The sequence below is a fragment of the Pseudomonas emilianonis genome, assembly GCF_023072625.1.
GTDB classification, from domain to species: domain Bacteria; phylum Pseudomonadota; class Gammaproteobacteria; order Pseudomonadales; family Pseudomonadaceae; genus Aquipseudomonas; species Aquipseudomonas paraveronii.
The window spans coordinates 1-10,923 of the sequence record NZ_JAKNRV010000169.1 but is presented as its reverse complement, the minus strand read 5'-3'; the positions used below and the strand labels follow the sequence as shown (position 1 = coordinate 10,923).

The window sequence follows — 10,923 nt, the reverse complement described above, 5'->3', positions numbered from 1 at the left end:
TCCAAGGTCAGCATCGGCCAGCAACGGCGGGTACCGTCGGCCTGCAGGGCCTCGCTCAGGTTCGGGCTGTTGGGAAACAGCGACGCGGTGTGGCCGTCGTCGCCCATGCCCAGTACCAGCACATCAATGGCCGGCAGTTCGGCCAGCAGGCGATCGGCCTGCTCGGCGGCGTCTTCAAGATTGGCCGCGGCGGCGTACAGGCTGAGGAATTTGGCCTTGGCTGCCGGACCTTGCAACAGGTATTTCTTCAACAGGCCGGCATTGCTGTCGGCGTGTTCCACCGGCACCCAACGCTCGTCGGCCAGGCTGATGGTGACCTTGGACCAGTCCAGGCCCTGCTTGGCCAGGTTCTGGAAAAACGCCACGGGGCTGCGGCCACCGGACACCACCAGGGTCGCTTCGCCACGAGCACTGATGGCCGCGCGCAGTTGCTCGGCCACGTCATTGGCCAGGCCATCCGCCAGCAACGCGGGCGAACGGTACTCATGGGCAGTGACGCCCTGAGGCAGTTTCAATTCAGATATCGCCATACCACGACCTCCCATCCCGCGTGATCAGTGCAATGGAGCTCATCGGCCCCCAGGAACCCGCCGCATACGGCTTGGGCGCATCACCGGATTTTTTCCACCCGGCGATCAACTGGTCACACCACTTCCACGCGGCTTCGATTTCATCTTTGCGAACAAACAGGTTCTGATTGCCGCGCATCACTTCCAGCAACAACCGCTCGTAGGCGTCGGGAATCCGCGCGCTGCGATAGGTGTCGGAAAAATTCAGTTGCAGTGGCCCGCTGCGCAGTTGCATGCCCTTGTCCAGGCCCTGCTCCTTGGTCATCACGCGCAAGGAAATACCTTCGTCCGGTTGCAGGCGGATGATCAGTTTGTTGCTGATCTGCAGGCGCTGCTCGGGGGCGAAGATATAGTGGGACGGTTCCTTGAAGTGGATGACGATCTGCGACAACTTTTGCGGCATGCGCTTGCCGGTGCGCAGGTAGAACGGCACGCCGGCCCAGCGCCAGTTGCGGATATCGGCACGCAGGGCGACGAAGGTTTCGGTATCGCTCTGGGTGTTGGAATTCTCTTCTTCCAGGTAACCCGGCACCGGCTTGCCGGCGCTGTAGCCGGCGATGTACTGGCCGCGTACCACTTGGGTGGTCAGGCCATCCGGGCTGATCGGCGCCAGGGCCTTGAGCACCTTGACCTTCTCGTCACGGATGCTGTCGGCGGACAGGTCGGCCGGCGGGTCCATGGCGATCAGGCAAAGCAGTTGCAGCAGGTGATTCTGGATCATGTCCCGCAGTTGCCCGGCCTTGTCGAAGTAACCCCAGCGGCCTTCGATGCCGACCTGCTCGGCCACGGTGATTTCCACGTGGGAAATGTAGTTCTGGTTCCACTGGGTCTCGAACAGGCTGTTGGCGAAACGCAGGGCGATCAGGTTCTGGACGGTTTCTTTGCCCAGGTAATGGTCGATGCGGTACGTGCGGTTTTCCGGGAAAAACTGCGCGACGGCGTCGTTGACCTTGCGCGAAGATTCCAGGTCCGAGCCGATGGGTTTTTCCAGCACCACGCGGGTATTGTCCGCCAGGCCGACCTTGGACAGGTTTTCGCAGATTGCCCCATACACCGCCGCAGGCGTGGCGAAGTAGGCGATCAGGCGTTGCGCGGTGCCGGCTTTTTCAGCCAGGACCACGTAGTCATCGGCGTTCATGAAATCGACGTGAACATACGTCAGGCGCGCCAGGAAACGCTGGGCGATAGCCTCGTCCAGTTCCTTGCCGACGTAGTTGCGCAATTCCGTTTCAATATGCGCCAGGTGCTGTTGCTCGGAACCGGCTTCGCGGGCCAGGGCCAGGATGCGCGTGTCGTCGTGCAAGAGCCCGGCGCCATCGAGTTGATAGAGGGCAGGAAATAACTTGCGCAGCGCCAGATCACCCAACGCGCCAAACAGGGCAAAGGTGCAGGGTTCTACGGTTATCGAAGGCATGATGTTTGTTCTTTTATCAAGTTAAGCTACAAATACCTTTTTTCAAGGCATCACTCAAGGAAAAATGTAGTAATAACCACAACATTTTCCCGAAATACGCATTCCGAGTGGTGGTGTTCAGCTACCCTCAGTAGGATAGGCCACCGCAAAGAGCCACTCGTCGATTGATGACCGCCCTTTATTTGCATCGTCGCCCCAAGGAAAGACTGTATGGACCGCGTGCGAAATCTTCTGGAACAGATCCGGAACCGTCTCGAAGAATTGAACAAGGCCGAGAAAAAAGTCGCCGAGGTCATCCTGCTCAACCCGCAGCAGGCGACCCGCTTCTCGATCGCAGCCCTCGCCCAAGCCGCCTCGGTCAGTGAACCGACGGTCAACCGCTTCTGCCGCTCGTTTGGTGTCAGCGGTTACCCTGAACTTAAATTGCAGCTGGCGCAAAGCCTGGCCAGCGGTGCGGCGTATGTCAGTCGTGCAGTGGAGGCCGATGATGACCCCGAGGCCTACACCCAGAAGATCTTCGGCAGCGCCATTGCCTCTCTGGACAGCGCCTGCCAGGCCCTCGACCCGAACCTGATCAGCAAGGCCGTGGACCTGTTGATCCAGGCGCGCCAGATCCACTTCTTCGGCCTCGGCGCGTCGGCACCGGTAGCCATGGATGCGTTGCACAAATTTTTCCGCTTCAACCTGTCGGTGACTGCCCATGCCGACGTGCTGATGCAACGCATGATTGCCTCGGTGGCCCACACCGGCGAGCTGTTCGTGATCATCTCCTACACCGGGCGTACCCGCGAACTGGTGGAAGTGGCGCGTATCGCCCGGGAAAACGGCGCATCGGTGCTGGGTGTGACCGCCGAGAACTCACCGCTGGCCAAGGTCAGCACCGTGAGCCTGAACATTCCGCTGCCGGAAGACACCGACATCTATATGCCGATGACCTCGCGGATCATCCAACTGACGGTACTGGATGTACTGGCAACCGGCATGACCTTGCGCCGTGGCGTGGATTTCCAGCCGCATCTGCGCAAGATCAAAGAGAGCTTGAATGACAGCCGGTATCCGGTTGGAGATGAGTTCAACTGAGGCAGACAATGCCTCCAGCAGTCCCGGCCTCTTCGCGAGCAAGCCTGCTCCCACATTTTGACGAGTCCTACCTTGGAATGCGGTTCAAATGTGGGAGCGGGCTTGGTCGCGAAGACGCTATCAGCAACAGCGCTAAACCCCGGCCCTGGCCTGCAAACTCAAATGCGCCCTCTCCCCCGGCGCCAGGCTGGCCCCGGCCATTGCCGACTCCACGCACACAAACCCCGACGCCTCATTAAAACTGACGCCCAACAGCGGCCGACTGCCCGGGTGCCACACCACGGTGTCGGCGCTGTCGCCGGTGTCGATGCACAATTCGCGCTGCCAGGCGTGGTCCTTGAGCTGTAACTCGCCCTCATGCTGGAACACCCGCTGGCACCCGCCCTCCACGCGCAGTTCGCCTTCCTGCTGGCAAGCCTGGCGATTGAGCTGGTCATACCCTTGCGCCCCGTCGAGCCCAGACAGCGCTATCTCACCGACATTGCCAATACGCCAGTAAGCGTGCAAAGCATGGCTCAGTTGGCACGGCAGTTCATCCTGATGCTCGGTACTCAAGCGCAGTTCCAGGGTTTCGCCCAGGTGCGCGTGCAAGTCCACCTGCCAGTCGCACAACTGCAACTGCCAGTGCAGGCGCACGCCGTCGTCGTCGGTGCTGCTGTCGAGCAGTTTCCAGTCGATCAGCCGCGCCCAACCATGGGACGGCCACGCATTTTCGCTGGGATGCCGGCCATACCACGGCCAGCACACCGGCACGCCGCCACGAATAGCGCCGACTTGCGGCCACTTGGCCGCGCACCACAACCAGGGTTTCTGCCCACGAGGCTGAAAATGCAGCAATTGCGCGCCCTGGCGGCTGAATACCGCCTGGCACAGCGGATGGTCGATCACCAACACGTCACGCACCTGGAAGCGCTCCCAGGCGAATACCGGACGCTCGCGCAGGGACTTGAAAAAGCGTTGCAGTGGATGCTCATGCATGTGCCACGGTCCTGAATATCTTCACAGTGCAACCCAAAAAAAAGCGGATAGCCATGGCTATCCGCAAAATGCGCACAGAGAGGAAGAGCTTATCGCAACCGCGTTAGAACACCGACTGAATTTTCAGACCGGCGACCAAGGCGTTGTCGACTTTATCCACGCCGCCCGGATGAGTGACGTATTGCAGGTTGGGACGCACGGTCAGCCAGTTGGTGACGTGGAAGCCGTAGTTGATTTCGTAGTTGTATTCGGTGCTGCGCAGTGGCGCGTAACCGGCTTGGCTGTAATCGGTGAAACCGCCAGCCTCGTTCGCCAACTCAGCGTTTTTGCGCACGTCATCGTTGACGTGCAGACGAGCGGCACCAATCCCCACATCATCTTTTGGACGCGCGTCGAAAGGCCCTTTGTACACCAACATAATCGACTGGTAGTTATCGACGGTGTTGGTTTCCTTGTCGTGGAACGTGGCGTTGGCCGCGATATTCAGGCCGCGGGAAGCGTCGCCGTTATGGGTAGTGAGTTGCTGCTGCGCAACGAACCAGTAGCCTTTTTTGCTGCTGTGGGTGCGGTAAGCTGCGCCAGTGGTGGCCGCATCGTTACCGTTGACGTCTTCACGTACATCGGCAGCATCGGCGGCGCTTTTGTAGTAACCCACACGGTATTCGCCCGGCAGGTTATTGACCTTCGGCGACCAGACCAATTCCACCGGGATCACGGTGCCCTTGGTGCCACTGCCGCTGAGTTTGAAGCCGTTGCCGTGCTCCAACTGCGACGGGTTCTGATTGTATGCACCGATCTGCGCATACAGCTCAGGCGTGATGTTGTACTTCACGCGGATAGCGGCCTGGGCGACCGGCCAGTTGTACCAGGTGTTCACATAGTTACCGACCTGGGAGCCGCAGAACGACAGGTTCTGGAAGTCGCACGGGAAGGTGTTGAAGTCTTCGCCTTCACCGAAGTAACCGAGCTTCACGTCCAGCTTGTTGTCGAACATCTGGTGCTGAATCCAGAACTGGGTCAGACGCACCATGTGGCCACGGCCGTACACTTCTTGAGACGAGCTCAAGGTGCCGGCACGCGGATCACCGACACGGTCGTTGGAGATGTTCTGGCCATTACGGTTGGTCAACTGGATCTTCGCCTGGGTGTTATCCCAGCCCCACAGTTTTTGCAGGTCCAGTGCCACGCCCAGACCGAACTGGTCAGCGTAACGCGCCGTTTTGTCGTTGTTGTAGCCGCCGTGCAGGTTGCCACCGACTTCCCCAACGTAGTCAGCCTTGATGTCGATACCTTGCTCGATCAGCTTGGTTCGCTCGCCGCCCCAATCGCCGGTCATCCACTTGGAATCGGCGCTGAACGCATCGGCCGCCATCGCATTGGCGGACAAGACCAGGGCTGCCGCTGCTGACAGTTGGCAGATCAGCCGAGTGTTGTTGTGTTGCTTTTTCATCCCTACATCCTCGTCTTTATTGTTATTAAACTGTTTTTATCTAACGCGGTTCACTTTTTCTTTCAAAAACAACAGCTTATATTTTCATCGACCCTTGAACTGAGCCACGTTGTCGGCACGGTCCTGGGTGGGCAAAGACGCGGCAGTGCCCAGGCGCTCGCCGGTGTTGGCGTCGAACAGCAGCACCTTGGCCGGATCGAATTGCAGGGTCAGGGTCTCGCCCACCTGCGGTGCCAGATCGGGCGCCAGGCGGCAGCAGACCTTGGTGTCATTGAGCTGCACGAACACCAGGGTGTCCGGGCCGGTCGGCTCGGTGACCTGGACTTCGGCACGAATGCTCGACGAACCGTTGCCCTCACCCGTCGCCAGCACGATTTGCTCCGGGCGCAGGCCGAGGATCACGTCACGGTCTTCAAGGCCGGCATTGCTCATGCTCAGCGGCAGCTCGCAACGGGCCTGGCCGCTGTCGAGCAGGGCCACCAGGCGACCATCCTTGCGTTGCAGGCGCAGGGGGATGAAGTTCATCGGCGGCGAACCGATAAAACTCGCCACAAACAGGTTGGCCGGGTCGTTGTAGATCTCTTTCGGCGTGCCGAACTGCTGGATGATGCCGTCCTTCATCACCGCCACTTTGTCACCCAGGGTCATCGCTTCGATCTGGTCGTGGGTGACGTAGACGGTGGTGGTTTTCAGACGCTGGTGCATCAGTTTCATTTCGGTACGCATCTCGACGCGCAGCTTGGCATCGAGGTTGGACAGCGGTTCGTCGAACAGGTAGATCTTCGGCCGACGCGCCAGGGCGCGGCCCATGGCCACCCGTTGTTGCTGACCGCCGGAGAGTTGGCCCGGTTTGCGGTTGAGCAAGTGTTCGATCTGCAACAGCTTGGCCACCCGCGCCACTTCGGCGTCGATATCGGCTTGAGGCATCTTGCGAATCTTCAGGCCGAACTCGATGTTTTCACGCACGCTCATGGTCGGGTACAGCGCGTAGGACTGGAACACCATGGCGATGTCGCGATCCTTGGGGCTCATGCCGCTGACGTCCTGGTCGCCGATCATGATCGCGCCACCGGTGATGGTCTCAAGGCCCGCGATGCAGTTCATCAGCGTGGACTTGCCGCACCCCGACGGGCCGACCAGGATCAGGAACTCGCCTTCCTTGATCGACAGTTCGATGTTCTTCAAGGTGTCGGGCAGGCCGGCGCCATAGGTCTTGTTTACATTGCGAAGTTCAAGCGTAGCCATGATTACCCCTTGACCGCGCCGGCCGTGAGGCCGCGCACGAAATACTTGCCTGCGATCACATAGACCAGCAGGGTCGGCAGCCCGGCGATCATCGCCGCCGCCATATCCACGTTATATTCCTTGGCCCCGGTGCTGGTGTTGACCAGGTTGTTCAGCGCCACCGTGATGGGCTGCGAGTCGCCGCTGGAGAACACCACGCCGAACAGGAAGTCGTTCCAGATCTGGGTGAACTGCCAGATCAGGCAGACCATGATGATCGGCGTCGACATCGGCAGGATGATCAGACGGAAGATGGTGAAAAAACCTGCACCGTCCAGGCGCGCCGCCTTGATCAGCGCATCCGGAATGCTCACGTAGTAATTACGGAAAAACAGCGTAGTGAACGCCAGGCCGTAGACCACATGGATAAACACCAGGCCGGTGGTGGTGCTCGCCAGGCCCATTTTGCCCAGCGTGAACGAGGCCGGCAGCAGCACGGTCTGGAACGGCAGGAAGCAGCCGAACAACAGCAAACCGAAGAACAGTTGCGAACCACGGAAGCGCCAGAACGACAGCACATAACCATTCAACGCACCGATGGCGGTGGAAATCAGCACGGCCGGCACGGTGATCTTGATCGAGTTCCAGAAGTAGCCATCCACCGTGGCCCAGGCCTTGACCCAGCCGATGCCGGTGACCACGGTCGGCCAGCTCAACAGGTTGCCGGTGCTGATGTCTTCCGGGGTCTTGAAGCTGGTGAGCAACATCACCACCAGCGGCACCAGGTACAGCAGCACCGCGAGGATCAGCACCGCGTAGATTGCGATGCGGCTCAGGCTGATGGCAGGTTTTGCGGCAAGACTAGTCATTACGCTTGGTCCTCAGCTCGGAGTACAGGTACGGCACGATGATCGCGAGGATCGCACCGAGCATCAGGATTGCACTGGCCGAGCCCATGCCCATCTGGCCACGGCTGAAAGTGAACGAGTACATGAACATCGCCGGCAGGTCGGACGAGTAGCCAGGACCGCCAGCGGTCATCGCCGCCACCAAGTCGAAGCTCTTGATCGCGATGTGCGCCAGGATCATCACCGCACTGAAGAACACCGGACGCAGGCTTGGCAGCACCACGCTCCAGTAGATGCGCGGCAGGCTCGCGCCGTCGATCTGCGCGGCACGAATGATCGATTGATCCACACCCCGCAGGCCGGCCAGGAACATCGCCATGATGAAGCCGGAGGCTTGCCACACGGCAGCAATCACCAAGCAATAGACCACGCGATCCGGGTCGATCAGCCAGTCGAGACGGAAGCCTTCCCAGCCCCAGTCCCGCAGAAGTTTGTCCAGGCCCATGCCCGGGTTGAGCAGCCATTTCCAGGCCGTACCGGTGACGATCATCGAGAGCGCCATCGGGTACAGGTAAATGGTGCGGATAAAGCCTTCGCGGCGGATTTTCTGGTCGAGGAAAATCGCCAGCGTCACGCCGATCACCAAGGTGATACCGATGAACATCCCGCCGAACAGCGCCAGGTTCTTGCTCGCGACCCACCAGCGGTCGTTGTCGAACAACCGCTCGTACTGCGCAAGGCCCGCCCATTTGTAGCTGGGCAGGAACGTGGACGTGGTGAACGACAGCACGAACGTCCACAGGATGTAGCCGTAGAAGCCCACCAACACGATGAACATGCTCGGCGCCAGCACCAGTTTGGGTAGCCAGCGCTGCAGTGCATCGAACGGCGAGGCTTTGCTGAACACAGCAACAGAACTCATGGGGAAATCCAATACAAGGGAAAAGGACTACAGGAACATGCCGGGCGGGGGCCAGGGCTCCCCCACCCGGTCAACCGTTACTTGGCAGACTTGATCGCAGCGCCAAGTTTCTTGGCGGTATCGGCCGGGTCGGCTTTCGGGTCGTTGATGTAGTTGGTCACGACATCAAAGAACGCGCCTTGCACGGCCAGAGTGGTGGCCATGTTGTGCGCCATGCTTGGCTGCAGGCCGCCGGTCTTGGCGTCAGCCAGGAAGTCTTTGGCCGCAGTCTGGGCGCAGGAGTCGAAACCGTAGGATTCCATTTTGTTCAGCATGTCGTTACGCACAGGGATCGAACCCTTGTTGATGCTGAACACTTTCTGGAAGTTTTCACCCAGCACGACTTTGGCGATGTCCTGCTGACCGGCCGCTGTGCCTTTGTCTTTCTGCTTGAACACCGCCAGGGAGTCGATGTTGTAGGTGAAGGCTTTTTCAGTGCCTGGGAAGGCTACGCACTCGTAGTCTTTGCCGGCGACTTTCTTCGCGGCGGTCCACTCGGACTTGGCCCAGTCACCCATGATCTGCATGCCAGCCTTGCCGTTGATGACTTTGCCGGCTTCGAGGTTCCAGTCCTGGCCTTTGCCATCGACGTCCATGTAGGTCGCGACTTTCTTCAGCTCGGTCAGCGCCTTGACCATTTGCGGACCGGTCAACGCGCCGTTGTCCAGGTCAACCATGGCTTTCTTGTAGCCATCGGCACCCATCACCGAGAGAACGACCGCTTCGAACACGGTGCTGTCCTGCCACGGCTGGCCACCGTGGGCGAGCGCAATGAAGCCGGCGGCCTTGAGTTTGTCGCCGGCGGCGTAGAATTCTTCGAGGGTGGTCGGGTTCTTGGTGATACCGGCTTTCTTGAAGACTTCCGGGTTGATCCACAGCCAGTTCACGCGGTGGATGTTGACCGGTACGGCGACGTAGTCACCTTCGTACTTCACGGTGTCGGAGACTTTCTTATCGAGCAGGGAGTCCCATTTTTCTTCTTTGGCCACGTCTTTGAGGACGTCGGTGTCGAGCAGGCCGGTTGACGCCCATTCCTGGATGTCCGGGCCTTTGATCTGGGCTACGCCGGGTGGGTTGCCGGCAACCGCGCGGCTTTTCAGCACGGTCATGGCCGTGGCGCCACCGCCACCTGCGACAGCACCGTCTTTCCAGGTGAAGCCGTCTTTTTCAACTTGGGCCTTCAGGACATCTACAGCCGCTTTTTCACCGCCCGAGGTCCACCAATGCACAACTTCAACCGTGCCTTTCGAGTCGGCGGCAAATGCACTGAGGGGAAACAACGAGGCAATGGAAATAGCGACGGCGAGGCGATTAATCGCGTTCATCTGAGTACCTTTTCTTGTTGTTATGCATGCAAGTCTAGAGCTTGCGCTGCACGGAGTTTAAACAGGGATTTTTCAAGCGCAGGTAACAAAGGGACGCACAAATGTCACAACTCGGTGACATAGCACCCGCGACCCAATGCACTGGCCATGCTGGGCGCCAAGGGTAGCGTCGGCAGCAAGACCGCTTGCCAGGCGTGGTACAGGTCCGGTTTGCCACCCCAGATCTTGCTGCTGGGTTGGTTCTGCGGGCTGAGTTCGTGGTGCCAACTGCCGTGGATACGGTCGATGAAATGGGCGTCGCAAAACGCCCAGAAACGCCGATACCAGGTTTCGTAATGTGGATCGAAGGTGCGTTTTAACAGGGCCTGCGCGGCGGCGCTGGCTTCGGCGTGGGTCCAGTGCAGGCGTTCACGCACCACTGGGCGCTGGTTCCAGTCCAGGGTGTAAACGATGCCGGGGGCGCCATCCACGGCCCAGGCGTAGTCACAGGCGCTGGCGAACAGGCGCTTGGCGTCGGTCACCAGCCAGTCTGGCGTGGCCAGCCCGGCTTGCAGGCGTGCAGCCTCCAGGTGCAACACCAACCGCGCCCACTCGAAACCGTGGCCTGGGGTGATGCCATAGGGGCGGAAACCGTCTGCGGGGTTGTCTTCGTTGTAACCGAACAAGGGTGTCCACTGAGCGTCGAAATGCTCGATCACCATGAACCGGTTGCCGGCGGCGTGGGTGTGGATCACGCGCTCGACGATACGCAGCGCGCGGTCCAGCCAGCGTGTATCAGCGGTGACATCGGCCAGGGCCAGGAACGCTTCCGTCGCGTGCATGTTGCTGTTGGCGCCGCGATAGGCTTCGAGGCCGCTCCAGTCTTGGGCAAAGGATTCGAGCATGACGCCCTCCTCCTCGCTCCAGAAAAACTGCTCGATAATCTGGATGGCCTGGTTCAACAGGGCTTGTGCGCCGGGTGCGCGAGCAACCACCGCAGAGCTGGCGGCCAGGGCGACAAAGGCGTGCAGGTAGGCAGCCTTGCCGGTATTGCCATCCACGGCGTGGGGCGCGGCGAACCAGCCACCGTGCGCG

General features: G+C 60.1%; 10 protein-coding genes. 1 reads left to right on the top strand and 9 read right to left on the bottom strand.

Annotation, left to right across the window (positions count from 1 at the left end; translation table 11 throughout):
* Positions 1 to 530 (bottom strand): 6-phosphogluconolactonase (gene pgl, locus L9Z73_RS17280; RefSeq protein WP_247403278.1); only part of this gene is annotated, 530 nt, incomplete at its 3' end.
* Entirely contained in the window at positions 517 to 1,983 is a 1,467-nt protein-coding gene (gene zwf, locus L9Z73_RS17275) for a glucose-6-phosphate dehydrogenase (RefSeq protein WP_247403276.1), read from the bottom strand. The genes pgl and zwf, both read right to left, overlap by 14 nt.
* Before the next feature lie 219 nt (positions 1,984 to 2,202).
* Here zwf and L9Z73_RS17270 point away from each other — a divergent pair, with 219 nt between their 5' ends.
* Positions 2,203 to 3,063 carry a MurR/RpiR family transcriptional regulator gene (locus L9Z73_RS17270; protein WP_169850571.1) on the top strand — a complete coding sequence of 287 codons (861 nt, stop codon included), beginning with the start codon at positions 2,203 to 2,205 and terminating at the stop codon, positions 3,061 to 3,063.
* 132 nt (positions 3,064 to 3,195) lie between these two features.
* On the opposite strand, the gene L9Z73_RS17265 is transcribed toward L9Z73_RS17270, so the two are convergent.
* From L9Z73_RS17265 to L9Z73_RS17235, 7 genes are all read right to left on the bottom strand, one after another.
* Complete coding sequence (locus L9Z73_RS17265; RefSeq protein WP_247403274.1) at positions 3,196 to 4,041, bottom strand: D-hexose-6-phosphate mutarotase; 846 nt, start codon at positions 4,039 to 4,041, stop codon at positions 3,196 to 3,198.
* A gap of 103 nt (positions 4,042 to 4,144) precedes the next feature.
* Positions 4,145 to 5,491 carry a carbohydrate porin gene (locus L9Z73_RS17260; RefSeq protein ID WP_247403273.1) on the bottom strand — a complete coding sequence of 449 codons (1,347 nt, stop codon included), beginning with the start codon at positions 5,489 to 5,491 and terminating at the stop codon, positions 4,145 to 4,147.
* A gap of 84 nt (positions 5,492 to 5,575) precedes the next feature.
* Positions 5,576 to 6,736 carry an ABC transporter ATP-binding protein gene (locus L9Z73_RS17255; protein ID WP_247403271.1) on the bottom strand — a complete coding sequence of 387 codons (1,161 nt, stop codon included), beginning with the start codon at positions 6,734 to 6,736 and terminating at the stop codon, positions 5,576 to 5,578.
* A gap of 2 nt (positions 6,737 to 6,738) precedes the next feature.
* A complete protein-coding gene (locus L9Z73_RS17250; protein WP_046382285.1) occupies positions 6,739 to 7,584 on the bottom strand; it encodes a carbohydrate ABC transporter permease in 846 nt (281 codons plus the stop codon).
* Entirely contained in the window at positions 7,577 to 8,485 is a 909-nt protein-coding gene (locus L9Z73_RS17245; RefSeq protein ID WP_003175732.1) for a carbohydrate ABC transporter permease, read from the bottom strand. The genes L9Z73_RS17250 and L9Z73_RS17245 overlap by 8 nt, the downstream gene beginning before the upstream one ends.
* A 77-nt stretch (positions 8,486 to 8,562) precedes the next feature.
* The gene (locus L9Z73_RS17240; protein WP_247403269.1) at positions 8,563 to 9,849 is read right to left on the bottom strand and encodes an ABC transporter substrate-binding protein; all 1,287 of its coding nucleotides are present in this window, start codon (positions 9,847 to 9,849) and stop codon (positions 8,563 to 8,565) included.
* A gap of 104 nt (positions 9,850 to 9,953) precedes the next feature.
* Positions 9,954 to 10,923: AGE family epimerase/isomerase (locus L9Z73_RS17235; RefSeq protein WP_247403267.1), on the bottom strand; the 970-nt coding region annotated here is incomplete at its 5' end.

Coding starts and splice junctions, on each gene's coding strand:
- zwf (WP_247403276.1), bottom strand. CDS start 1,983: ATGCCTTCGATAACCGTAGAACCCTGCACCTTTGCCCTGTTTGGCGCG.
- L9Z73_RS17240 (WP_247403269.1), bottom strand. CDS start 9,849: ATGAACGCGATTAATCGCCTCGCCGTCGCTATTTCCATTGCCTCGTTG.
- L9Z73_RS17245 (WP_003175732.1), bottom strand. CDS start 8,485: ATGAGTTCTGTTGCTGTGTTCAGCAAAGCCTCGCCGTTCGATGCACTG.
- L9Z73_RS17260 (WP_247403273.1), bottom strand. CDS start 5,491: ATGAAAAAGCAACACAACAACACTCGGCTGATCTGCCAACTGTCAGCA.
- L9Z73_RS17265 (WP_247403274.1), bottom strand. CDS start 4,041: ATGCATGAGCATCCACTGCAACGCTTTTTCAAGTCCCTGCGCGAGCGT.
- L9Z73_RS17255 (WP_247403271.1), bottom strand. CDS start 6,736: ATGGCTACGCTTGAACTTCGCAATGTAAACAAGACCTATGGCGCCGGC.
- L9Z73_RS17250 (WP_046382285.1), bottom strand. CDS start 7,584: ATGACTAGTCTTGCCGCAAAACCTGCCATCAGCCTGAGCCGCATCGCA.